Here is a 25,157-nt window from a genome sequence, read left to right on the forward strand (position 1 = left end):
GAAGTGTTAAAATACTTACATGAAAAAAATTAACATATTAATCATAGAAGATACAACTTTAACTGCACAAAAGATGAAAAGAACATTAGAATGGGCAGGATATCATGTAGTTGCTATTGCAAGTAGAAGTGAAAATGCTTTAGAGGCAATGTTTAAAGAGCATGTTGATATTATCATCGCAGATATCAATATCAAAGGGGAACTAAATGGAATTGAAACTGCAAAACTTATCCAAAAAAACTTCAATGTTCCAGTTATATTTTTAACATCATACCACGATGATAATACACTCTCTGAAGCTTCTAGCGTCAACTTTACAGGATACATTGTAAAACCATATTTAGATGCTCATCTTCTTAGAGAAGTAAAACTAGCTTCTCTTCGTTTTGGGCTCAATAATAAAATTGAAGCAATTAAACTTGATAATGAATATGTTTACGATGTACAAAATAAAGTTTTATTGAAAAATAATAAAGAGATAACTCTAACAAAAAAAGAAGAGCAATTTTTATATATGCTAATACAAAATAAAAACTCTGTAATATCCAATGAATATGTTGATTTAACATTATGGCATGACAATGCAACTTATGATGAAAATAGAAGACAATTACTTTTTAGACTAAGAAAGAAAGTACCAGATTTAGATATTCAAACTATAAAAGGTGTAGGTTATATTTTAAAAACAAATACCCCTGATATATAGTATAAATTTCAGTTGTGATTAGTTATATTACCTACTTATTAGATTCTATCAACTTCTCTTGACCAATTCTATAAAGCGCAAAGTCATACTTTATAGGGTCATTTTTATCAAACTGTTTTAGTTTTTTAGTTAGTAAATATGAAGCGTATAAATCGCAATTATTCCTACTTATAAGTCCAAGTTTATTTGATACATTGAAAGTATGAGTATCTAGTGGCATTAGTAAGTCTTCACTTGATACACCGCTCCATAATCCCATATCTAAATTATCTTTTCGAACCATCCATCTTAAATACATAAACCATCTTTTGTATGCTGCATTTCCTACTTGTTTTATATTGTTTTGTTTATCTCTTTTAAAGTTTGACCCAAGTAGGAATTTGTAGCCTTGGGATGTGTGTGGATTTATTTCATTTATTTTACTTATTATGTTATCTATTCCTTCACAGACATTATTATTTATTTTGTATTTCTCCACAAATAGTTCATTTAGTGTTGTTTGTTTTTTTAGTCTTGATAAGGCTATGAAAAACTCTTGGATATCTTTGCTATTTTGAAATCTATAATAGTGTTTTTCAAAACTTTTTCTAATACTCTGTTCATCTTTATTCAAAAGTGAAAAATCCAAACTATCTAAAAACTTTATTATCAAAGATGCTTTTCCATAGGCAAATAGTGCACAAATAAGTGAGATATATTCGTCATTATGTCTTTTTGCTATAAATAGTGGGTCTGGTCGCTCTAGTGTCAATTCACAGTCATTGTTTCTATTGGCAACTTCTATATCTAATAGGTTTTTGAGTTCTATATCTTTTTTGTTCATAGGCATCTTTGGAAGTAAAATCTTTTTCGATATAATAGCATCTTAGAAAAAATATTAGGTTAAAAATGGCAAATATATTAATAACAGGCTGTTCTTCTGGAATAGGATTAGAAACAGCAAAACTTTTAAAAAACAATGAATATAAAGTATATGCAACTGCACGAAAAAAAGAAGATGTGCTTATGTTGCAAGAGTTGGATTTCATAGCTTACAAACTAGATGTCACAAACCAAGCAGAGATAGCAGAAGTTTTAGAAAAGATCTTAAAACTAGACAAAAACTTAGATGCAGTTTTCAATAATGCAGGATATGGACAACCAGGAGCGATAGAAGATGTATCAACAGATACTCTTAAAGAACAATTTGAAACTAACTTTTTTGGTCTACATGAAGTTACACTTCAAGTTATGAGAATATTTAGAAATCAAGGTTATGGAAAGATTATTCAACACAGTTCAGTTCTAGGAATCATCTCTTTGAAATTTAGAGGTGCTTATAATGCAAGCAAATATGCAATAGAAGGTATTGCTGATACCTTAAGACAAGAAGTTATAAATGATAATATCTTTATAAGTACTATAAACACAGGTCCAGTAACTAGTAAATTTAGGGAAAACTCACTTAAAAAGTTTAATGAGAATATCAATATAAAAGATAGTTTTCATAGAAAAACTTATGAAAAAGAGTTAAAAACTAGACTAGAGAGCAAGGATGATGGAGGTTTATTTAATCTACCACCTTCAAGTGTGGCAAAGGTTGTTTTAAAAATCATGAAAAGTAAAAATCCAAAACCTAGATATTATGTTACAAAAGCAACTTATATTCTAGGTTTTGCAAAAAGAATACTTAGTACTAAATTATTAGATATGCTATTAAATAAAATTTAAAAGAGAAGTAATACTTCTCTTTTTTATGCCTCTTTAGGCAAATATGTTTTCCCATAAAACCTTACAGTCAAGGATAAGACTACTAAAGCTATAGGAATCAAATAAGAGACTGAAATTCCAAGAGCTGCTGGGATATATCCAAATACTACAGAAACAACACCTACAAATACAGCATAAGGTAGTTGAGTAGAGATATGGTCCATATGATCACAACTTGACCCCATAGATGAAAGAATAGAAGTATCAGAAATAGGAGAACAATGATCTCCAAAAATAGCACCTGTCAAAACAGCTCCAATATTTAAAATAATATACTCATTTAAAGCATTAGTATCTAGTCCATAATTTATTCCAATGGCATTTGCTAAAGGAATAGTAAGTGGCATCAAAATCCCCATTGTCCCATAAGAAGTACCTGTAGAAAAAGAGATTAAAGAACCAAAAATAAAAATTGCAGATGGCAAAATAAATTGGGGCGTATCGTGTGATAAGATTGATACTAAATAAATAGAAGTACCTAACTCTTTTATAACAGCAGAAATAGACCAAGCAAGTATCAAAATAACAGCAGTAATCACTAATGCTTTTACCCCATGAACCCAAGTTTCTAAAGCTTCATTTAGGTCAAATATTTTTTGTTGCATTCCCATTGCTATAGCTACAATTGAAGCAAATAAAGCAGCTTCAAATAATACAATAGAAGCATCAGCTCCACCAAAACAATCTCTAATTGAAGCAAATGAATAAGGATCTGATTGTACTGCTTTTAAAGCCTCACCTTCTAGTGAATGTAAACCATTAAAATAAAATCCTAAAAATGAAACTACAATCAAAACTGAAATTGGAATAATTGCATTCCAAATAGAATATTCTACATTTTTTTTAGGAGCCATAGTTGAAGACTCTTGATTTAAATGTTCTTCTTCATGTCTTATATGTCTTGATACTTTTCCTGTACTTGCAGCTCTAAGAGCTGCTTTATGCATAGGACCAAATTCTCTTAAAAAGTATGCTGTAAAAAATACAAATGCCAACATAAAAATATTATAAAATCTATAAGCAATCGTATCCACAAAGATTGAGTAAGCATTTATATCAACTTGCCCTATTGTTGCATAAGCATCTTTTATCAAAGAGATTTCATATCCAATCCAAGTAGAAATAAGAGCAATACCAGCTATTGGTGCAGCTGTTGCATCTATAATAAAAGCTAATTTTTCCCTTGCTATTTTTAATCTATCTGTAACTGGTCTCATAATAGGACCGATAATTAGTGAGTTTGCATAATCATCAAAAAAGATAAAAAATCCCATCACCCAAGTGTAAATTTGTGCACTTGCAGGAGTTTTTGCCTTTTTTGCAAGAGCTTTTGCTATAGCTCTTGGTCCACCCATTTTAGTAATAACTGCAATCAAACCACCGATAGTTAGAACTTGTAAAATAATACCTGCATTCCATGAATCTGCCATTGAACCAATCATTTTACTAACCATATCCATAAAACCGCCAACAAAAGCAGCAAAAATATCACCATTTACAATATTTACTAAAAATGTTCCACTAAATATTCCTATAAATAAAGAAAATATTACATTTCTAGTTATAAAGGCTAACAAAATAGCGACAACTGGTGGGATTAAAGTCCAAGCCCCAAAAAGCTCGGCATTTGCCTTATTATCTGCAAGCAGTATAATTGGCAAAAATGCTAAAAATAATATACTGTTTTTTAATTTATTCAAATTTTTCTCCGTGTTAAATTTTATTTTAAATAGTTAAATATTAAGAATAAAGATGTTCTAAAAGTATTTTAAGTCCAATACAAATCAATACAACACCTCCTAGTTTTTCAGCCTTGTCTTCCAAAAAGCTTCCACCTTTTGAACCAATAAATACACCAATAAAACTAAATACAAATGTAACAAGCCCAATAATAAGCATAGAGATATAAGGGTTAATATCTAGTAAGTTTAAAGTAAATCCAGCAGCCATAGCATCAATACTTGTAGCAATAGCTAATATAAATAAGACTTTATTTGTGATAAGGCTTATCTCATCTTCTGTATTTTCACCAAAACTTTCATAAAGCATTTTCCCACCAATCAAACTTAAAAGTAAAAATGCGACCCAATGATCAATCGACTCTATTAAAGTACCTACTCCTAAGCTAGCCAAATGACCAATTAAAGGCATCAAAGCTTGAAAAAACCCAAAAAACAAGGCAGCTTTAAAAGCTAAGACTTTGTCAAACTCTTTTTTCTTTACTCCAAGACCTATAGAAACAGCAAATGCATCCATAGCCAATGCAAATGCTAAAAGTAAAACTTCTAATATAATTTATCCTTTTTGTATCTCTTTTGTATTTATTTTACTTTGTAAGAAATCACTTATTTGCATCAAACAAAAAGTAACTATAAATATCATCAAACCAGGGAAAAAACTTACCCACCAAGCAATATCAAGCACAGCTTTTCCATCACTTAACAAACTTCCCCAAGACATTTCAGGAGAATTAACACCAAGTCCCAAAAATGACAATCCAGACTCAGCTAAAATAGCCCCACCTACTCCAAAAGTAAATGAAATAAGAAAAATAGGTGCTAAAAGTGGTGTGAAATATTTGAATATGATTTTAAGGCTACTTACATTGGCAAGATTTAGAACCTTTATATAAGGTTTTGTACCAATAGAAAAGCTTTCACTTCTTATCATTCTTGCCATTCCCATCCAACCAGTTATTGAAATCACTATTATCAAGATGATTGATGAAGCTTGGATATAAGATACTAAAGCAAGTAATAAGAAAAATGTAGGAAATGTCAAAAATAAATCAATAATTATGGTAATAGTTTTATCAACCTTACCCTTTAAATATCCAGCATTTATACCAATAAAAAGACCAAAGATAGAAGATATGGCAGCACTTAAAAACCCAATAATCAAAGAAGTTTGACCACCATTTAATATTCTTGCAAATATATCTCTTCCTAATCTATCTGTTCCCATTATATGGGATAAACTAGGAGCTTGTAATATTTTACTTGGATTTAATTCATAAGCAGACACAGTATAAAAAAGTGGCATAAAAAAAATAATAGCTACAAAAAAAGCTAAAATATAAAATGCCACTTTATTCATACTAAGCTAGCCTAAAGTATGTAAGTGTAGTTTTACCAAACTTTTTAGACTTGCATTTTTCAAATTTACCTAATACATCTGGAACTTCTACAGTTGAAACATGTTCAAAACATATCATTAGAATATTGTCATTTTCAATCTCTTTTACTAAGTCAAATGATTTTTCATAAATATCTTCCATACCATCTCTATAATCAAAAGGAGGATCAATATAAACAATCAACTCATCACTAGAGTTTTTTAGTGAATTTAATATACTTGGTAATTGCACAAAAGTATCACCCAACATTGTTTGACACTTATTTATATCTATAGATTTACAGTTGTTTACTAAGATATTATATGAACTTTTATTTAATTCTATAAAATAAGACTTTTTTACATCCCTTGAAACTGCTTCTAAACCAATGCTTCCACTACCTGCAAAAGCTTCTATAAATACTTTATCGATAATATCAAATTGAAGAACATTAAAAAATGACTCTTTAACTCTTGCTTTTGAACTTCTTGTTACATCTAAAGAAGGAAGCTCTATCTTTTTTCCTTTGTATTTTCCCGCAATAATTTGTGTTGTTAATATATTTTTTTTCATTACTCTTCTACTAATTTTTTGTAATTATAGTTAAATATTGTTGAGGGTTTGATTTGGATAGAGATTATTTTATTAAATAATATATATAATTATTTTCAATGCTTTAAATTAGTTTAAATTATATTAATTTAACTATTTTATTATTCCTTTGATATATTTAAATTTCTTTTTGTGATGTAAAATATATGTATACATTTGTAAAGGATTGATTATGTTTATTTATGCAAGAGAGACTGAAAGTAATTTAGTTGCACAAAACTCGGTAGATACTTATTCTCAAGATAAAAGTAAATACAAAAATGAAAAACAAGACACAAGTGATTTTCAAACTACTTTAGACAAAGAACAAAACAAAGCAGATAAGGCTAACACGCGAACAGATGAAGAAATATTAGCAAATATGAAAAAACTTGTTGAAGATATTAAATCAGTTATGCAAACAGGTATGACTAAAGATGAAATAAAAATGTTAGAAGATATGATTAAAGAGATTAAAAAGGAAATGAAAGAAAAAAATCTTACAAAAGAAGAATTGAATGATATGATGGAGGAAATAGAGAGAAGAATTAGGGAATTTAAACTAAAACTTACAGGACAATCAATCACAAAAGCTGAAGATGTAAAAGAGATGAATGAAAAACCATCAATTGAGGATATTAACACTAGAATTGAAAAAGCACAAAAAGATGTAAAAGAGTTTAGCACACAATTACAAAAAAAAGATAGTGACAAAATTATTGAAGAAATAAAATCAATACTAAGAACAGGTATATCACCTGAGGAAGTAAAAGCATTTGAAACCTTGCTTGAGAGAATTAAAGATAAGTTAAAAGATAAGAATTATGATAAAAATGAACTTACTAAAATGATAGAAGAACTCCAAGAAAAAATATCAAAATTTAAAAGTAATATGGCAGGAGAATCTGTATTTAAAGCAGAAGATGCCCTAAAAGAAGCAAAATTAAATAACAGTATAGAGGAAGAAGCAGAGACTTCTCATAATAATGTTGCTAACAATCAATCACATAATCAATTGGAGTTTTTACAAAGAATAAAAAGTCACAATTAAAATAATTCCCATAAAATATATTTTTGTTATAATTAAATAAAAATATTGGATTTACCATGAATATACCAAAACTTATATATGGAACTGCCTGGAAAAAAAATGAAACAGCAAGATTAGTTGAACTTGCTGTAAAAAGTGGATTTAGAGCTATAGATACAGCTTGTCAACCTAGACACTATAATGAAAAAGGCATTGGTGATGCTTTGCAAAACCTTTATAAAGAAGGTTTTAAAAGAGAAGAGATATTTTTAGAAACAAAATTTACCCCAAAAGATGGACAAGATTTAAATAATATTCCTTATAATCCAGAAGATTCTTTAGAAAAACAAGTTTTAGACTCATTTGAAGTAAGTCTTAAAAATCTTCAAACAACATATCTTGACTCTTATATTCTACACTCACCTATTTTTCCTTTTATTCATTTGATGAAAGTTTGGAAGATTTTTGAGGGCTTTTATGAAGAAGGCAAAACTAAAAATATCGGTATAAGCAATTGTTATGATATAAGAGTTTTAAAAGCTTTATATAAAGAAGCAAAGACAAAGCCAACAATACTTCAAAATAGATTTTACAAAGATAGTGATTATGATAAAGACATAAGAGAGTTTTGTAAAGAAAACAATATCACTTATCTTGGATTTTGGACACTAAGTGCCAACCCTCATATTTTAGGCTCAGAAGAAGTTATAAATTTAGCAAGAAAATACAAAAAAACTCAAGCGCAGATTTTTTATAGATTTTTAACACAAATAGGCGTTACTCCTCTAAATGGAACAACATCACAAGAACATATGAAAGAAGATTTGGATATTTTTTCTTTTGAGTTGGAAAAAAGTGATATAAAAATAATATCATCTTTTATAAACTAATAAATGAAGTTAACTTCATTTATTATCTAGCGTAAGATTCTGCTCTTATCTCTCTAATTACATTTACTTTTATCTCACCTGGATATTGAACTTTTTGTTCAATCTCTTCTGCTATTTCACTTGCTAGCAATATAGCTTCGTCATCATTTACAAGTTCAGCTTTTACTATTACTCTTACTTCTCTTCCTGCATTAATTGCAAAGGCATTAATAACACCTTTTTTAGATGTTGAGATATTTTCTACTTCTTCTACTCTTTTTAGGAAGCTTTCAAGTACTTCTCTTCTAGCTCCTGGTCTTGCCGCACTTAGAGCATCGGCAGCACAGACAGCAGCACTTTCTACATTTATAGGTTCTTCATGTCCATGGTGAGCATAAATAGAATTAATCACCGTTGCTGGTTCATCATATCTTCTACACATTTCTGCACCTAAATCCACATGGGATCCTGGTAAATCATGGGTCAAGGCTTTACCAATATCATGTAAAAGCCCTGCTCTTCTAGCTAAAATAGCATCTCCGCCCATTTGTGAAGCTAATAATCCTGCAAGATGTGCAACTTCTAGAGTGTGTTTAAGAGCATTTTGACCATAAGAAGCTCTATATCTCAATCTTCCTACTAAAATAGTAAGTTCAGGATGCATAGACTTAATTCCTAACTCCATTACAACATCTTCACCCTCTTTTAACATATTTTTGTCAAATTCAGTTTTTACTTTATTGTAAATTTCTTCTATTCGAGCTGGTTGAATTCTTCCATCTTCCAACAACTCTTCAATAGTCCTTGTAGCAACTGCCCGTCTATAAAGGTTAAAAGATGAGATAGTAATAGTATTTGGAGTATCATCAATAATAATATCAACACCTAAAAGCATCTCTAGTGCTTTTATATTTCTTCCTTCTTTACCAATAATTTTCCCTTTTGTTTCTTCGTCATTTATTGGAATATTGTTTATAAGTCTTTCAGCTGCAAATTCCCCTGCATATCTGGTTACTGCATGAGAAAGCATATTATTTATCTCTTTTTTAGCGTTATCTTCTGCTATTTTATATTTTTTTCTAAACAGTGAAGCTATTTTTGCCCTAGAATCTTCTTCTACTTTTTCAAGCATCAATTCTCTTGCTTCTTCAACAGTTAATCCAGATGCATTTTCTAAAATTTTTAAAGTTTTTAAAATATTTTCTTCATAAGTTTTACTTTGTCTTTTCAATCCTTCTTTTAAAGAAGCAATTTTTTTATTATTTTCAACAATTTCTTCTTTTTCTTTTTTGATAGCTTGAAGTTCTGATTCTAGATGATGATTTAACTCTTTTTCTTTTCTTTCGATTTTACAGAACATCTCATCATATTCTCTTTTTGCACTTTTAAATTCCCTTTCATAATCCCTCTTTGCCTTTAATTGGGCGTCTTTTAAGATAACTTCAGCCTCATGCTCTATGACATTGGCTTTTGCTTTTGCTTGTTCAATATAAATATCGATTTTTGCTTTATTTATCTTTTTAATCACGAAAAATGTAATTGCTGAAGCAAGAATAGCAACTACAAATCCTTCTATAAGTAACATATCCATATTATGACCTTTTATCTTTTACTAGAAATTATTATATCAGCTTGAATATCGTAGTTATTACTTAAAATTTTTGAAGTCTTACAAAGTTTTCTTTGAGTAAAAAGTATTGTTGGTTTATATTTTAGTTTATAAAAAAACCTATCATACATACCTTTTCCAAAACCAATTCTTTTATTTAGTCCATCAATCCCCACAACAGGAACTATTGCTAAATCTATTTTAACATTAGCAAAAGAATTATTAGGTTCTTTTATACCAAATTTTTTAGTTTTTAAAGGCAGTCTGTATTTGACTACTTTAAAACTAAGCCCTTCCATATATGGTACAAAAACTTGAACTTTTTTTTCTCTTCTTAATCTTTTTATCAAAGGATATATATCCACTTCTAAGTCAAGGGGAATATATAATAAAACATTCTTTTTTTTTAATTCACAAATAGTTTTATATATTTCATCTACTATTTTTTTATCTTTATAACACTTTGTAAATCTACTAACAAATTTTAATTTTTTAATACACGATTTTCTAAAATCACTCTTGTGATTTTCTAACATATTTAAGCCTTAGTTAGCTAAAATTCTTAGCTTCAAATATTTTACCAAAAGGAATTAAAATGCAGTTTAAAAAAATAGCATTTTTAACATTTTTTATAACAATATTTTTTGCAGCGTGTGGCTCAGATAATTCAAAAAATGATAAAAAAGTGCAAAATGTAGAAGTAAAAGATTTCAGACTTACTACTACAGATGCTCAAACACTCAATATAAAAAAGCTAGATGATGGCTTTGCTTTCCAAGAATACAATGGAAAAGCCGTACTTGTGAACTTTTTTGCAACTTGGTGTATGCCTTGCAAAGCTGAAATTCCAAATTTGATTCATCTAAAAGATAAATACAAAAATGATTTTGAAATAGTTTCTGTTTTATTAGAAGATAATAAACCAAATAATGAAGTAAAAGATTTCGTAAATGAGTACAATATTAATTATGTTGTAACAAATTCAAAACAAAATGCAACATTTGCAGATGCAGTTGGTGGAGTAAAAGCAATTCCAACTATGTTTTTATATGACAAAAAAGGAAAGCTTGTTCAAACTTATGTGGGAATAGTTCCAGAAGAGATGATAGATGTTGATATCCAAAAGGCAATAAAATAGATGTTTAGTTTTTTTAAAAAAGATAAAAAAGAGGAAACAATTGAAGAGAAAGAAGAGAATAAAAGTTTCTTTTCTTCTGCCTTATCAAAAACATTTGAAAATATAAAATCAGTAGTTCCTCAAAAAAAAGAGAAAATCTCTTTTGAAGATATAGAAGAGTTGCTTATTGAAGCTGATATGGATTATTCTATTATCGAAAAAGCTATGGATGGACTTCCTGAGATGATAAATAGAAAGCAACTAAGACATAGACTTGTTATGCTTTTCGAACATGCGCCTGATGTTAATATGGAAAATCTACCCTCTCCTTTTGTTCAACTAATAATTGGAGTTAATGGTGCAGGTAAAACGACAACCATTGCAAAACTTGCAAATTTATACAAAAAAGACAATAAGTCAGTTATTTTAGGAGCTGGAGATACTTTTAGAGCAGCTGCTATTGAGCAACTATCTATTTGGGCTGATAAATTAGAAGTTCCTATTATAAAAACAAAACAAGGACATGATCCAAGTGCAGTTGCATATGATACTATCTCTTCTGCCGTTGCTAAAAATATTGATAATGTTATAATTGATACAGCAGGAAGATTACAAACTCAAACAAACCTATCAAATGAGTTAAAAAAGATAGTAAAAGTTTGTAACAAAGCAAAAGAAGGAGCTCCGCACCAAAAGCTTATGATTCTTGATGGAACACAAGGTAATACTGCAATTGAGCAAGCAAAAGCTTTCAATGAAATGGTTGGAGTTGATGGTATTATTGTAACAAAACTTGATGGAACAGCAAAAGGTGGAGCGCTATTTTCTATATCAAATAGACTAGAACTTCCAATTTTTTATATTGGTGTTGGTGAAACAATGAATGATTTAGTTGAGTTCTCTCCTGATAATTTTGTAGATTCATTATTGGATGAAATATATATTTCAGAATAAATCATAATAAAAAGGAAATACCTTGGATATATTAAAATCAAAGTCAAACAAGTATTTTCTTTTTATATCCTTGCTTGCTTTAGTTTTAGTATCTTTTATCTTTTATATCTTGCTAAATATCAATAATCAAAAAAAACTAATATCAAATCTTGAAAATTCTTTAGCAATAACTAAAAATTTATTAGAAGAAGAAAAAAGATATGCCCTTTCTTTATCAATTTTACTTTCACAAGATGAAGAGCTTATAAATGCCTATGAAATCAATAACCGAAAAAAAGCCTTTGATATAGTAAATAAAAAAATAAATGGACTTAAAAAACTTCAAAATAGTCTTTTTGAAGTACAAATTCATACAAAAGAGTTAAATACCTATCTTAGAAGTTGGGATTTTTCAAAAAAAGATATTCCATTATCATCTTTTAGAGAAGGTTTAGTCAAAGTAAAAAAAGAAAATAAACCTTTAGTCTCTATTGAATTAGGTAAAAGATTAAATATTAAAGCTATTTCTCCTATACCAAGAGATGGCAAATTTATAGGTTCTATTGAAGTAATTATTGGTTTTGATTATTTAGAAAAAGAGTTAAAAGACAAAGGCTATAGCCTAGATATTTTACTAAATAATAAATATCTAAATATCGCAACAACACTAAAAAATAATCCAAAAATTGGTGAATTTACTTTAGTAAATAAAAAAACACTTAATACAAATTTTAATACAAATACACTAGAAGATTATGGATATTTTACAGATGATGATAATGCTTTTAGCTATTTTACCTATTATTCACTCAATAGAGAAAAGCTTGGGTATTTTATTATTTCATTAAAAAATAGTTCAAAGCTTCAATTAAATAATAATTATGAAAACAGATATATCAATACAAATAGTAAGGTAATAATTCAATGAATATACTTTTATTAGAAGATGATTTTGATTATAAAATAAGTATCAAAGAGTATTTAGAATCACTTGATTATAAAGTAGATGATTTTGAAAATGGAGAAGAAGCACTAAATGCAATTTATGAAAAAAATTATCACCTTTTGATTTTAGATATAAAAGTTCCTAATATAAGTGGTTATGATTTAGTTAGAACTTTAAAAAAAGATGAAAAAAACATTCCAGTGATTTTTATCACTTCATTAACTGATATAAATAATCTAAGTATGGGTTATGAACTAGGATGCAATGATTATATAAAAAAACCTTTTTCATTAAAAGAGTTAAAATATAGAGTTGAGCAAGTAATAAAATCAGTCTATTTTAATGCTAATGAAAATATTCTCAAACTTGCTGAAGAGTTTTATTATAATACTAATAAAATGGAACTTCTAAGAAAAACAGAAGTCATAAACTTGACAAAAAAAGAGCATGAAGTGATTTTTTCTCTTTTAACTCATAAGAGCCAATTTGTAACCTTTGACACCCTAAGAGAAGAGGTTTGGGATAATAAATATATAAATGAATCTGATATTCGAGTATGCATAAAAAATATAAGAGCAAAAACCTCTAAAACATTTATTTTAAATCAAAGAGGACTAGGATATAAGATTGTTAGAGATTAATACAAAGAATTATATTTTAAAACTAGCCCTTGGTTACTCTTTTTTGATTATTATTCTTATTTGTATACCTGCATATTTTTATACACAAAGTGAACTTGAAAGTTATAAATACAATCAAGATAAACTCTTAAACATACATACTTCAAATATACAAAGAAGTATAAGTGACTTTTCTGATTCTAAAAGCGATATTTTTAACTTTCCAAAATCTTTTAGTTTTGATAGCTTTTTATTTAATAAAAATAACCAATTAATCTACTCTACAACAAATAAACGACTTGATATAAATAAACCACATCAACTTATAAAAAAAGTATCACTAAGCCCAAATAGACTAAATGCAAACTATCTTATAGTAACAAAAGTATTTACTTATGAAGAAATTTATATAAAAATGTCACTTTTAACTCTTATTCTTGGTGTATTTATTTTTATCTCTTTGTTTTTAATTTTAAAACAAAGCATTACTCCATATAAAAAAGCAAATGACTATCTTGACGCTTTTTTTAATGATGCAATGCATGAACTAAAAACACCCCTTGGAGTAATACAAATAAATCTTGAAATGCTTCAAGAAAAACAAAAAGACTCAAAGGAGATATCGCGCTGTTTAAATGGGCTAAAAAACCTTCTTTTTGTATATGAGGATATAGAATATCTAATAAAAAATAAAAGAATAACTTTTACAAAAGAAGAGTTAGATTTATCTTTGTTTTTAAAACAAAGAGTTGAATTATTTGAAAGTTTAGCAAAATCAAAAAATATCACTTTTGATTTAGATATAGAAGATAATTTATTTATCTTTATAAATCGTGCTCAAATACAAAGAATAATAGACAACACCCTTTCAAATGCAATTAAATACTCTAAAGAAAACAAAAGAATAATTATAAAACTAAAAAAAGAAGCTCAAATCATACTTTGTATTCAAGACTTTGGAAAAGGGATAATTGATACTTCTACAATATTCAATAGATACTATAGGGAAGACACTATAAAAGGTGGCTTTGGTATTGGATTAAATATTGTAAAAAACATTTGTGAAGAAAATGATATAAAAATAGAAGTAATATCAAAACTAGAAGAAGGTAGTACTTTTACATATTTCTTTAAATATTAACCTTTCCTTAATATATATATTTAAAAACAAACTTTATACTTACATTCAATTGTTATAATATCTCTAAAGAATAAGGAGACAATATGAAAAAATTACTTTTATTAATTGCTTTTAGCTTAATCGCTTTTGCACAAACACCAGAAGTACCTAAAAATTACCCAAATGGAGAATTGGGAAGAATGGTAAAATTAGGTGAAGCTATTATGAACGAAACTAATACTCACCCTCTAACAAAAGACTTAGTAGGAAATAATCTACAATGTAAAAGTTGTCACTTAATAGGTAATGACGGAAAACCTGGGACTATGACTACTATTGGAACATTTAGAGGAACAGCTGCATCTTTCCCTGCATTTTCAAAAAGAGAAAAAACAGTACAAACTCTACAAGACAGAATCAATAACTGTTATATGAGAAGTATGGATGGTAAAAGACCAATTATTGATACAGAAGCATCTGTTGCTATGGCTGCTTATATTACATGGCTTTCTACTGGTTTTGAAATCAACATGGATGAAAATAGACCATGTAGTGTACTTACAAGTAAAAGATGGGCAACTGAACAAAAAAAATTCGCAGCTATTCAAAAAAAAGCTACTCATGAAAACTACTTAGCTGGTAAAAAAATATTTGAAACAAAATGTGCATCATGTCATGGTATGAATGGTGAAGGTGTTGCAGTGTTTCCTCCATTATGGGGACAAGATAAAAATGGTAAATGGCTATCTTATAATACAGGTGCTGGTATGAGTAAACTTAACAAAGCTCCAGCTTGGATTAAAGAAAATATGCCATTAGGTCAAGGTGGAACATTAAGCGATCAAGAAGCTGCTGATGTAGCACTTTTTGTTGATGCACAACCAAGAGCTAGTTTTGATTTAAAAGACCATTTACTTCCAAAAGAAGAAATGGGACATTATAATTCAAAAGTACATGAAGAAAAACACTCAGTTGAATCAAACTTCAAAGCATTTGGACTTGATTTACAAAAAATAAAAACAGGTAAATAATACTTTTAAATTAGGTGCTAAAAGATTTCTTAGCACCTATTTTATTTATTGGCATCAAAAAGAAGTTTAAATCCTACCAATGAAAAAGTAACTCCTACAAAACTATCAATATACTTTTTAAAATCAAAATACTTATTAACTACTCTTTGGTTAGAAAACATAAAAGCGTAAGCTATAAATATCACTATTCCAAAAGGTAAACAAAGTATTACAGGGAAATATATTGACATACTATTTTGTTCATTTGGCAAGGCTATTGCAATAATTGCAATCCATACTGCAATCGCTTTTGGATTTAGCAAATGCATCATTATGCCTGAGAAAAAATATTTTTTATAAGAATTTTTAGACTCTTTTATTTCAACTTTTTTATACTCTTTTTTTGTAAGCATTTTAAAAGAGTTATATGCCAAATAAAGAAAATATAAACCACCTAAGATTTTTAAAATATACAAAATATCAGAATATTTATTGAGAAGTGGTTGTAAACCAGAAGCTGCACAAATTCCCCAAAAAAAAGAACCAATAGTTACTCCAAGAGCAAAATAAACCCCTGCTTTTCTTCCTGCATATATTGAAGTTTGAGCAATAGCAAGATTGCTAGGTCCAGGACTTGTAATACCCAAAATATAAATAAACAGTGCAATTATAATATTAGAAAAAATTTCCATATAAATATCTCCTAGGATAAAAACTCTCTCAAAGCTTTTCGTGAAGCTTTATCAACCAAGTTAAAAAGTCTATCGATGTCATCTTTTTGACTTGAACTCTTATGACCTTTTACTTTTACAAATTTACAATGTGTTTTATCACATATTTCAAAAAACTTTTTATAAAGCTCTTTATTTTTTATCTCTTTTCCAGTACTACTTTTATAAAAGTTTCCTTCTAGCTTTTCTCTTCTATTTTCTAAGCCTAAAATATTTTGGCAATCAGTATAAATAATTATATCATTACTTATGGTTTTTTCATCTTCTAAAGCCCAAAGGAAAACTTCTAATTCTAACTTTGTAGAAGAGGTATTTTCAAACTTTTTGAGTCTTATATTTTGTATACTTAAATTCTCATCATAGATAAAATAAGCCCCAAAGCCTATTTTTGATTGGGGATTTACACTTCCATCACAAAATAGTTTTAAAGGACTCATCTAAAGAAAAGAGTTATTTTTCTAAAATATCTTTCAACCTCATCAAAACTATGACTACCACCTTGCTCTATTATAAGCTCTGATTTTGGTAATTTTTCAACTGCATCATTGAAATCTAAAACCTCATCATCTTCTTGAAGTAATACCATAAAATTTGATTGCTCATTTATTTCAGCTACTTCTATTGATTTTAGATATGTCAAATGCTCTTTTATAACTTCAAAACTTGAATAGTCATAATAATTTGTAGCTGTTCCAATTTTATCTAAAGTGTCATATGCATGAACGGCAGGATTAATTAAAACTGCTTTTAAATTATATTTATTGGCTAAATAGATAGCATAATATCCACCCAAAGAAGAGCCTACTAAATAAACCTCTTGTTCTAAGCTAAGATAAGATTCAATAAGTTGTTCTAAGGTATCAATAGCAAGTGAGGGAACATATGAAAGTGATGGAGAGATTAACTCTTCATCAAAATATTCTTTAAAAAGTGCTGCTTTGTCACCAAGTCCAGATGAGGCAAAACCGTGTATATATATAATCATTTCTACTCTTTTTAATTGTTTTTAAGGTGAGTATTCTATATTATTTATACTTAAGCTCTATTTGAAGTTGATAATTAAATAACTTTGTTAGATAAATAGCATGACAAAAAGTCATACTATTTTTTAAAATTTAGATTTTTGTACTTCTTCTACGACTTTATCAGCCATACTGTGTACACTTTTTACTACTTCATTGATTTCAGAAGCAATTGCAGCATTTTCTTGTGTTGTTTTATCTAATTGTCCCACTGCTGAGTTTATTTGTTCAACTCCTATCATCTGTTCTTTTGCATTTGTTGTAACAGTATCAACAATAGAAGTGGTATTTATTATATTGTCATTTAGTTTTTCATACCCCTCATACATAATATTTACTATATCTTTACCTTCATTAGAACTTTTTGTCGCACTTTCAACTAAAGCTTTTATCTCTTTTGCTGCTTCTGCACTTCTTGTTGCCAAGTTTCGCACTTCTCCTGCAACTACTGCAAATCCTTTTCCTGCTTCTCCAGCGGTTGCAGCTTCAACTGCTGCATTAAGTGATAAAATATTTGTTTGAAAGGCTATTTGATCTATTATAGCAATAGATTCAGTTATTGCATTTACATTATCATTTATTTGTTCCATTGAATTACTTGTTTTTTTAGATAACTCTTTACCTTTATTTACTTCATCTCTTAGTGATATAGAGTTAGAAGATAGTTCATTTATATTATTTGAATTTGCGCGCATAGTCTCTGTTATCTCTTCTAATGCTGCGGCTGTCTCTTCTAAACTTGCAGCTTGTTCATTTGCACTAACAGTTAGTCTATTCATATTAGATGTAAGATTATTTGCATTTTTATCTAATACTTCTGAATTCTCAAGATTTGTTTTTAGCATCATAGATATTTCTTGTCCAAGTTTATTCACTCCACTTGTCAATGAACAAAGTTCACCCTTACATGAAATAGTTGTTTGCTTAGTAAAGTCTCTACTCTCATATGATTTTAAAACATCAATTGTATGATTGATAGTATTATAAAGACTTCCAATCATGATGTTTAAATCTTCAGTTAATTCATTTATTACTGCATTTGTAGTTTTTGCTTCTACTTTTTTAGTCAATATTCCAGAACTAACATCATTTACTACTTTTGTAACATCTTCAATAACTTTTTCATCTTGTTCTATTGTCTGTTTTACTTTTACTATATTTTCATTAATTCTTTTTGTCATAAGACCTATTTCATCTTTAGTTGTAACTTCTATCAAACTTACATCTTTTTTCTCTTTATTTAGAAAAGATAAAAACGACAATAATCCCTCTTCAAATGTATTCAATGGATTTATTAGAGTTACTTTAGAGATAAAAGAGACAACAAATACAATAACAATCAATAACACAGTAATAATAGATATTAAAGTATATATTAAAGAGTTTACACCGCTATTTATTCTTTTTCTCTCTTTTGCAATATTTTTTTCTATATCATCAACATATATTCCTGTTACAATAGTCCAATTTAACTCTTTAACATATTTAGAAAAAGAGAGTTTTTTTATAATTTCATCACTATTTGGTTTTTTATAAAAATATTCTACAAATTTATTATCATCATTTGCAGTATCAATTAACTCTTTTCTAAATTGAAACCCTTTTATATCAGGTTTAGTAATATCTGTTATAGTGTCATTTAGTTTTTGATTAGTCCCATGAAATGCAAACACATAATCATCTCCTTTTTTTTCATATGCAAAAAAGTAACCACTTCCGTTTAAATATCTTGATTGAGATATCACACTTATAACTTTTCTTTTTGCCTCATCAATAGTTTTTGAATTTCCAATTATTGCTTCAATAATTGTATATACAGTTAGAACTTCATTTTTTAAAAGTTCTTTCTTTTCATAGAGTATACTTTTTTCAAATTCTACTATTATTTTTTCACTATTATCATAAGTTAAATTTATACTTACAATAGTTGTAATAATTACTATTAATAGAACTGGTAAAATTACCAGTGCTAATAATTTTCCCCTAATACTTTTAAACACCCATAAACTCCTAAGTTTTATTCTAATATTTTTCTTAAATAATAATTATAATATTATTATTTATATTAAAATAAGATAAACTAATAATTAATATTAGTATTATTTGCTTATTAATATGAAATAGTATAGAATCTACACATTATAAAAAGCACTAAGGTAAAAAGCATGAAATACAAGATTTCAAATAGTATTTTAGAAGTTTCAATAAAAGATTTTGGTGCAGAACTTTGTAGTCTAAAAAAAAGAAATGATTCTATTGAGTATCTCTGGCAAGGTGATAAAAAATACTGGAATCGTCATGCGCCTATTTTATTTCCTATTGTTGGAAAACTAATAGATAATGAATATATTTATAACAATAAAACTTACAAAGTGGGACAACATGGTTTTGCTAGAGATAAATTATTTGAAGTTTTTGCAAAAGAAAATGATTACATTTCTTTTAAACTTACAAGTTCAAAAGAAACACTTGAAATCTATCCTTTTAATTTTGAATTATATTTAAGTTATAGATTAATAAATAACTCTCTTAAAATATCATATAAAGTAGTAAACAAATCTCAAAAAAAGATGTATTTTTCAATAGGTGCTCACCCTGCTTTTAATTGGCCTTTGGAAAAAGGAAATAAAGGTGATTATTACTTAGAGTTTGAAAATACAAAAGAGTTAGAAAGATTACCTTTAACTGTAGATGGTATATCTGAGAAAAAAGAGATAGTTAATTTAGAAGATAATAAATTACATTTAAATGAAGAGCTTTTTAAAGATGATGCCTTAGTTATACAAAACCTAAAAAACAAAACAATCACTTTTAAAAACTCTAAAGATGATAAAAGTATAAAGATGTCATTTGAGGGTTTTGCTTATCTTGGACTTTGGTCAAAACAAAGCGGTGCGCCATTTATCTGCATAGAGCCTTGGCATGGTATTGCTGATTTTATAGGACATAATAAAAAACTTGAAAACAAAAAAGGAATAATCACTTTATTAGAAAATGAGATATTTGAAAGTAGTTATACTATTTCGGTATAACTTATACTCCAATATCTTCATTCCAAAGTTCTGGATTATTTTTTATAAATGTTTCCATTAAATTGATACACTCTTGATTATCCATAACTTTTACATCTACTCTCCTTGATTTTACATACTCTTCAGGTCCTTGAAATGTTTTGTTTTCACCAATAACAACTTTTGATATTCCATAAAGTAAAACTGCTCCACTACACATATCACAAGGTGATAAAGTAGAATACAAAGTTGCTCTTTTATAATCACTTGCCTTTATGCGTCCTGCATTTTCTAAACAATCCATCTCAGCATGTAAAACTGCGCTTCCATTTTGGACTCTTCTATTATGTCCACGACCTACTATTTTATCATCAATAACAAGTACTGAGCCAATAGGTATTCCACCCTCATCCAAACCTTTTTTTGCTTCTTCAATTGCAGCTTGTAAGAATTTGTCCATAGTATTGCCTTTTATATTCTAACTTTAGCAAGATAAATAGATGTTTTCCCCTCATGTGAAGAGTAATAACTTATCCACAAAATATCCTCTTCATATACCATTCCTGCATAACTTGTATCACCACCTGAAGGTAAAGTTAAAGATTCTCTTAATTCTCCATTTTCATAGTCAATCCAACATAAAGATGTTCTAGCACTTTGATTTCCATAAAGACGAACTGTAGCTAAAAACTTATCTTGCTTTTCCATATAAATCATCTTAGGTCCACCAATAGGAACATTTAAATCACTCCAAGACCATTCCTCATAAGGAAACTTAGAAAATCCAAGTACTGATGTATAACTTTGAGAATCTCGTCGTAAAAGTACATATAAATCGCCATTTTCTAGAAAGACTAGAGAGCTTTCACTCCAAGAAGAGTTTTTAGTAGGGAAAAGTTTATCTTTTACTATTTTCCATTTTTTACCATCTTTTGTACTATATAAACAGCCTAGTTTATCTTTCCCTGTATATCCTATACTATATGCTGTCTTTTTATGCCAAGTTGTACTCCATCGCCAAGTTCCAAGACCTGTAGGGCAAGCAAAAACTTCACTCCACTTTGTGCCATCATTTGATAACCAAGTTATTGAACGAGTATTTAAACCATCAATTGATTCAACTAATCGCACCCCAGCATTTAACATAAGTTCATTTTTAGGTGTAATTGAAAATTTACCATCGCGAACGTCACCACCATCAAATCCTAAAAGTGCAACAGAAGACCATCTTTTACCATCTTTAGATCTTATGACTCTAAGTTTACCATCCATAGACATGTGTTCATTGGCTTCTCTAAAAGTACAATAAAGATAATCACCAAAACGTATCAAATCAGTAAATGCATTGTGAGGTGATTTATTCCATATTTTTTTAACTTTTAGAAATTCCATTTATGATTCCTTGTTTATCTATGTGTGTAATTTTATATATTATATAGAAAAGAAGAAAAAAAGTAGATGAGTTGAGGAAGGTAAAGTTACCTTCCTTGTTTTAAATTTTGAATATTATTTACAAATAGTTTATTTCATATTTTGTTTTATATATTCTTTTTCTTTAAGTTCTTTTACAATCTTTTGAGCAATTTCACGACCCCATTGTTGACCTGCTATCATTGATTCTTGCATTATTTGAGGTGTTTGTTTTATTAGTTTTTGTCCAGCTTCTGTTTTATAAAATTCATTTATAGCTTGGATATCTTCTTCATTTAAATATTTTTGATAAATAGGAATAGTTAACTCTACCATTTTATCCATATCAATTTCTTTTGTCATTTTATCCCAAAACTCTTCAGGTGCATCTGGTGCAAGTCTTTTTAGGTTTGGCAATAGTTGATTCATAAACATTTTTCCTATATTTTTAGAACCTGATAACTCTATTAACTCTCTAACACTCTCTTCTTTTGCAGGGCTTGCAAATAGTGTAGTTCCACATAAGAACATAAGAACGATCATACTTATAATTTTTTTCATTTTTTCTCCTAATTTCTTTAAAATATTGTTATGAATTGTATTGGAAATAAACTTTGAGATAATTTATAACAAGTAAAAATAATTTTTATTCTCTTGAAGAGGTAAATCTTTCCTCTTTCTTACTTTTTTTCAATAAAATAATATTGACAATTATTTTTTTTAATGATACAATTCTTTTAATTAGATTAAAGGATTAATAATGATTATAGAAAATTCACAGGTTTCACTCTATTCTAAAAATGATTTTGCCCTTAAACAAGTACAAAATAGATCTCTTGAAAATTCAATAAGTAGTAGTTATCAAAACAAAACCACCTATGAACATTCTGCAATAGTCTCTACGAATAATTCTACTGGAGATAATGATTCAGAGAAAAGTAGTGTTCAATCCAGCTTAAAAATAGAAACCTCTGATTCTATTATGATTCAAAATAATCGTGCGATATATAAGTATGAAGATCATCTCAGTTTAGAAGACCGCATCAAAAAAATTATGATTGAAATGCTGATACTGCGACTTGACCCAAAAATAGAAGCACTCCACTATCCCAATCAAACATCTACATCAGAACAATCTATTTCTGATTTTTCAAATCCTTATAACCCCCAACAAAAAACAAAAACAGTAATGACACTCGTTCAAACCCAAGAAGAGTACCATCAAAAACAGACCATTGATTTTTCTTCATCAGTTGCAATAAAAACACCGAACAATACCTTTAATTTTAATATCGATATCTCTTTTTCAAAAGAATTACACGAATCACGAAATACCAAATTACTCACAGACCAAAAGCTAGCCATTGATCCTTTGGTGATTAACTATGATGAAGATGTAAATGCTTTTGATAACATAAGCAATCTGCATTTTATGTTCGATTTGGACAATGATGGAAGCACCGAAATGATCCCTCAACTTATGAAAGGAGCAGGATATCTGGCTTTGGATAACAATGAAAATGGAAAAATTGACAATGGCAGTGAACTGTTTGGACCAAATACCAACGATGGATTTGCAGAATTAAGACAATATGACAGCGATGGAAATAACTGGATAGATGAAAATGATGCCGTTTTTGACAAACTAAAAATATGGAGTATTGATGAGAGAGGACAACACTCTTTAGTCTCACTGCTTGATAAAAATGTAGGTGCCATTTATCTGGGAGATGTTCAAAGTGGATTTAAGTATCAAACTGCCATCAATGAAACCACTGCCGTGCAAAAAAGCAATGGAATCTTTGTGAAAAATGATGGTTCAGGGGCAGGAGTTGTAAACTCAATTGATATCATGGCCTAAAGCTAAGTTTGCCTTTTGATAGTTAATCAGAAGAAAAATATTTTGGGAAATAAATATATTGAAGAATTAGACTTAAATGAGTTAAAAAAATGATGACTCTTTTTTGTCATAAAAAATTTATTAATGACTTCAAAAAAGCAAACTTATCAAAAACAATGGTAAAAAATATTTTGTATCATAAATTGGATTGGAAATATACTTTATGATAATTTATAATTGATAAAAATAATTTTTATTCTCTTGAAGAACAAGTTCTTCGCTTTCTCACTTTTTAATTGTAAAAAGTAAGACAAAAAGCAACCAGACGAGTTGATGAAGGCAAAGCTACCCTACAGTTATATATTTATTTCCTGCCCTGCAAAACTCGCTAAAGAGTGCATTTAGCACTCTTCTTAACGCTCAAACAGTTTCGGGCGTTACCGAAAATAAACATCTAATTTCCGGCTTCATCAAAGTCTGGAAAGAAGAAAAGTTCAAACTATAAGTTGTAAATTTACTAAATAGAAATTATAAGCCTAAACAAATCAAAAATGTAAATGTCCTTATCCCCTCTTTTCCAACCCCTATAGAAGCTGAGCGTTTGTTTTATTTTTCGAAAAAGGCTTACAACTGTTTGAGCATAACAAATATCTTGTGGTATATGATATATACAAGTTTCTACTCTCTTGAAGAGGTAAACCTCTTCGCTTCTCTTACTTTTACCTTTCAGGATTTACTCACTTCGTTCCAGCATGTATTGACGAAAAGTAAGCAAAAGCAACTACGGCTCGGAGCCAAAGGTTCCCCTCACTTATTATTTTTATCTTTTCTGCTTGGCTTGTGCTTGCACTCTCTTTGAGAAAACTCGCTTATTAAAACAGTTGCCAATCTTGTTTAGAAAAGAGAAAAACAAACATTCGGCTCCTGCAGATGTAGGAAGAAATACCTTCGGTTGTAACTTTATCTTAAAAGTTTAAACTCTCTGGTAATAATTAGAGAAAATAAAAGTAAAGAATCTAAACAAATCAAAAATGCAAATGTCCTTATCCCACCTTTTATTCCAACATTTGCAAAAGCCGAATGTTTATTTCTCTTTTCGGAAAAGAGTTACAACTGTTTGAGTAAATAAATGTGCTAAATGCACATTTATTTATGAGTTTTGTAACTCAGGAAAGATAAATAATAAGTGAGGGAACCCAAAGGGCTTTGAAACTCTGTTGGTGGTTTTGCTTACTTTGTCCACACAAAGTAAGAGAAAGCGGAGACCTTTAGGTGTTTATGAGAAAAAAAAATAAATTAGTATTCTGTTACCAGATTTTTGCCATTACCATTTTATTTTCATATTGTTTCCAACATGCTTTGATAAGAATATCCATCATTGTAGTACAATCATTTTGATCAATATCATAACATTCTACATAAAGTTGATTCTTTTGACATAAAATTTTGGGAGATTTTTCTATAATTGCATTTTTAAGATTTAAAATGTCGTTATTATCTTCGGCAAATAAAGATACTATTAATATGCAAAGAATAATTAGTCTTTTCATTATTGTTTTCTTTTTTTAGCTAACGGTTGAGTTGAGAAATATTTGAGCCACAGGGTCAAATATTTCTCTCCAAAGTTTTGTTATATTTAATTAGTTGATAATCCATTTTTAATTTTTTGTGATAATACTTCTAAATATCCTGGCAATTTCTTTTTTTCAAAATATTGAGATGTTGAAC

At 28.5% G+C, this 25,157-nt stretch carries 26 protein-coding genes and 1 pseudogene; 12 read left to right on the forward strand and 15 right to left on the reverse strand.

What is annotated here, in order from left to right; all coding sequences use genetic code 11:
• Positions 1-19 precede the first annotated feature (19 nt).
• Entirely contained in the window at positions 20-706 is a 687-nt protein-coding gene (locus CRU95_RS13370; RefSeq protein ID WP_129101618.1) for a response regulator, read from the forward strand.
• A 31-nt stretch (positions 707-737) separates the two neighbouring features.
• Here the strand turns inward: CRU95_RS13370 and CRU95_RS13375 are convergent, their stop codons facing one another.
• Positions 738-1,529, reverse strand: a complete 792-nt coding sequence (locus CRU95_RS13375; RefSeq protein ID WP_129101619.1) for a TIGR02757 family protein — start codon at positions 1,527-1,529, stop codon at positions 738-740.
• Between the two features lie 65 nt (positions 1,530-1,594).
• On the opposite strand from CRU95_RS13375, the gene CRU95_RS13380 reads away from it, so the two are divergent.
• A complete protein-coding gene (locus CRU95_RS13380; RefSeq protein WP_129101620.1) occupies positions 1,595-2,416 on the forward strand; it encodes an SDR family NAD(P)-dependent oxidoreductase in 822 nt (273 codons plus the stop codon).
• A gap of 23 nt (positions 2,417-2,439) precedes the next feature.
• On the opposite strand, the gene CRU95_RS13385 is transcribed toward CRU95_RS13380, so the two are convergent.
• From CRU95_RS13385 to rsmD, 4 genes are read right to left on the reverse strand one after another with little or no spacing between them, the layout of a single operon-like run.
• Complete coding sequence (locus tag CRU95_RS13385; protein ID WP_129101621.1) at positions 2,440-4,155, reverse strand: Na+/H+ antiporter NhaC family protein; 1,716 nt, start codon at positions 4,153-4,155, stop codon at positions 2,440-2,442.
• Between the two features lie 40 nt (positions 4,156-4,195).
• Entirely contained in the window at positions 4,196-4,747 is a 552-nt protein-coding gene (locus CRU95_RS13390) for a manganese efflux pump MntP family protein (RefSeq protein ID WP_129101622.1), read from the reverse strand.
• 3 nt (positions 4,748-4,750) lie between these two features.
• Positions 4,751-5,551 (reverse strand): ABC transporter permease, encoded by an 801-nt coding sequence (locus CRU95_RS13395; protein WP_129101623.1) that lies wholly within the window; start codon positions 5,549-5,551, stop codon positions 4,751-4,753.
• Between the two features lies 1 nt (position 5,552).
• On the reverse strand, positions 5,553-6,143 hold the full coding sequence (rsmD, locus tag CRU95_RS13400) for a 16S rRNA (guanine(966)-N(2))-methyltransferase RsmD (protein WP_129101624.1): 591 nt from the start codon (positions 6,141-6,143) through the stop codon (positions 5,553-5,555).
• A 211-nt stretch (positions 6,144-6,354) separates the two neighbouring features.
• On the opposite strand from rsmD, the gene CRU95_RS13405 reads away from it, so the two are divergent.
• Both CRU95_RS13405 and CRU95_RS13410 read left to right on the forward strand, forming a co-directional pair.
• Positions 6,355-7,212: a hypothetical protein gene (locus tag CRU95_RS13405; protein ID WP_129101625.1), complete on the forward strand. Its 858-nt coding sequence runs from the start codon at positions 6,355-6,357 to the stop codon at positions 7,210-7,212.
• Between the two features lie 56 nt (positions 7,213-7,268).
• A complete protein-coding gene (locus CRU95_RS13410; protein ID WP_129101626.1) occupies positions 7,269-8,081 on the forward strand; it encodes an aldo/keto reductase in 813 nt (270 codons plus the stop codon).
• Positions 8,082-8,103: 22 nt separating this feature from the next.
• Here the strand turns inward: CRU95_RS13410 and rny are convergent, their stop codons facing one another.
• Positions 8,104-9,645: a ribonuclease Y gene (gene rny, locus CRU95_RS13415; protein WP_375153689.1), complete on the reverse strand. Its 1,542-nt coding sequence runs from the start codon at positions 9,643-9,645 to the stop codon at positions 8,104-8,106.
• A gap of 17 nt (positions 9,646-9,662) precedes the next feature.
• Complete coding sequence (locus CRU95_RS13420; RefSeq protein WP_129101628.1) at positions 9,663-10,205, reverse strand: 5-formyltetrahydrofolate cyclo-ligase; 543 nt, start codon at positions 10,203-10,205, stop codon at positions 9,663-9,665.
• A gap of 59 nt (positions 10,206-10,264) precedes the next feature.
• Here CRU95_RS13420 and CRU95_RS13425 point away from each other — a divergent pair, with 59 nt between their 5' ends.
• The 6 genes from CRU95_RS13425 to CRU95_RS13450 all read left to right on the forward strand — a co-directional run bounded on the left by CRU95_RS13425 (position 10,265) and on the right by CRU95_RS13450 (position 15,436).
• Positions 10,265-10,807 (forward strand): TlpA disulfide reductase family protein, encoded by a 543-nt coding sequence (locus CRU95_RS13425; protein WP_129101629.1) that lies wholly within the window; start codon positions 10,265-10,267, stop codon positions 10,805-10,807.
• Positions 10,808-11,740, forward strand: coding sequence for a signal recognition particle-docking protein FtsY (gene ftsY, locus CRU95_RS13430; RefSeq protein ID WP_129101630.1), 933 nt, complete (start codon positions 10,808-10,810; stop codon positions 11,738-11,740).
• 22 nt (positions 11,741-11,762) lie between these two features.
• Positions 11,763-12,647, forward strand: coding sequence for a cache domain-containing protein (locus CRU95_RS13435; RefSeq protein WP_129101631.1), 885 nt, complete (start codon positions 11,763-11,765; stop codon positions 12,645-12,647).
• Entirely contained in the window at positions 12,644-13,306 is a 663-nt protein-coding gene (locus tag CRU95_RS13440) for a response regulator transcription factor (protein WP_129101632.1), read from the forward strand. The genes CRU95_RS13435 and CRU95_RS13440 overlap by 4 nt, the downstream gene beginning before the upstream one ends.
• Positions 13,293-14,426 carry a cell wall metabolism sensor histidine kinase WalK gene (locus tag CRU95_RS13445; RefSeq protein WP_129101633.1) on the forward strand — a complete coding sequence of 378 codons (1,134 nt, stop codon included), beginning with the start codon at positions 13,293-13,295 and terminating at the stop codon, positions 14,424-14,426. The genes CRU95_RS13440 and CRU95_RS13445 overlap by 14 nt, the downstream gene beginning before the upstream one ends.
• Before the next feature lie 83 nt (positions 14,427-14,509).
• Complete coding sequence (locus CRU95_RS13450; RefSeq protein WP_129101634.1) at positions 14,510-15,436, forward strand: c-type cytochrome; 927 nt, start codon at positions 14,510-14,512, stop codon at positions 15,434-15,436.
• Positions 15,437-15,477: 41 nt separating this feature from the next.
• Here the strand turns inward: CRU95_RS13450 and CRU95_RS13455 are convergent, their stop codons facing one another.
• The 4 genes and pseudogenes from CRU95_RS13455 to CRU95_RS13470 form a co-directional block, all read right to left on the reverse strand.
• Positions 15,478-16,107: a LysE family translocator gene (locus CRU95_RS13455; RefSeq protein ID WP_129101635.1), complete on the reverse strand. Its 630-nt coding sequence runs from the start codon at positions 16,105-16,107 to the stop codon at positions 15,478-15,480.
• Positions 16,108-16,118: 11 nt separating this feature from the next.
• Positions 16,119-16,583, reverse strand: coding sequence for a ribonuclease HI (locus tag CRU95_RS13460; protein ID WP_129101636.1), 465 nt, complete (start codon positions 16,581-16,583; stop codon positions 16,119-16,121).
• The gene (locus CRU95_RS13465) at positions 16,580-17,131 is read right to left on the reverse strand and encodes a YqiA/YcfP family alpha/beta fold hydrolase (protein ID WP_129101637.1); all 552 of its coding nucleotides are present in this window, start codon (positions 17,129-17,131) and stop codon (positions 16,580-16,582) included. The genes CRU95_RS13460 and CRU95_RS13465 overlap by 4 nt, the downstream gene beginning before the upstream one ends.
• A gap of 123 nt (positions 17,132-17,254) precedes the next feature.
• Positions 17,255-19,048: pseudogene (locus tag CRU95_RS13470) on the reverse strand (methyl-accepting chemotaxis protein); the annotation flags it as partial.
• Positions 19,049-19,333: 285 nt separating this feature from the next.
• Between CRU95_RS13470 and CRU95_RS13475 the strand changes: the two are divergent.
• Positions 19,334-20,200 (forward strand): aldose 1-epimerase family protein, encoded by an 867-nt coding sequence (locus CRU95_RS13475; RefSeq protein WP_129101639.1) that lies wholly within the window; start codon positions 19,334-19,336, stop codon positions 20,198-20,200.
• Between the two features lies 1 nt (position 20,201).
• On the opposite strand, the gene CRU95_RS13480 is transcribed toward CRU95_RS13475, so the two are convergent.
• The 3 genes from CRU95_RS13480 to CRU95_RS13490 all read right to left on the reverse strand — a co-directional run bounded on the left by CRU95_RS13480 (position 20,202) and on the right by CRU95_RS13490 (position 22,150).
• Positions 20,202-20,639, reverse strand: a complete 438-nt coding sequence (locus CRU95_RS13480; protein WP_129101640.1) for a nucleoside deaminase — start codon at positions 20,637-20,639, stop codon at positions 20,202-20,204.
• An 11-nt stretch (positions 20,640-20,650) separates the two neighbouring features.
• Positions 20,651-21,571: a sialidase family protein gene (locus CRU95_RS13485; protein WP_129101641.1), complete on the reverse strand. Its 921-nt coding sequence runs from the start codon at positions 21,569-21,571 to the stop codon at positions 20,651-20,653.
• Between the two features lie 129 nt (positions 21,572-21,700).
• Positions 21,701-22,150, reverse strand: a complete 450-nt coding sequence (locus CRU95_RS13490) for a DUF2059 domain-containing protein (protein WP_129101642.1) — start codon at positions 22,148-22,150, stop codon at positions 21,701-21,703.
• 199 nt (positions 22,151-22,349) lie between these two features.
• Here CRU95_RS13490 and CRU95_RS13495 point away from each other — a divergent pair, with 199 nt between their 5' ends.
• A complete protein-coding gene (locus CRU95_RS13495) occupies positions 22,350-23,450 on the forward strand; it encodes a hypothetical protein (RefSeq protein ID WP_129101643.1) in 1,101 nt (366 codons plus the stop codon).
• Positions 23,451-24,736: 1,286 nt separating this feature from the next.
• Here the strand turns inward: CRU95_RS13495 and CRU95_RS13500 are convergent.
• Positions 24,737-24,979 (reverse strand): hypothetical protein, encoded by a 243-nt coding sequence (locus CRU95_RS13500; protein WP_129101644.1) that lies wholly within the window; start codon positions 24,977-24,979, stop codon positions 24,737-24,739.
• Positions 24,980-25,157: the final 178 nt, after the last annotated feature.

The sequence above is a fragment of the Arcobacter sp. F2176 genome, assembly GCF_004116465.1.
GTDB lineage: Bacteria > Campylobacterota > Campylobacteria > Campylobacterales > Arcobacteraceae > Arcobacter > Arcobacter siniprincipis.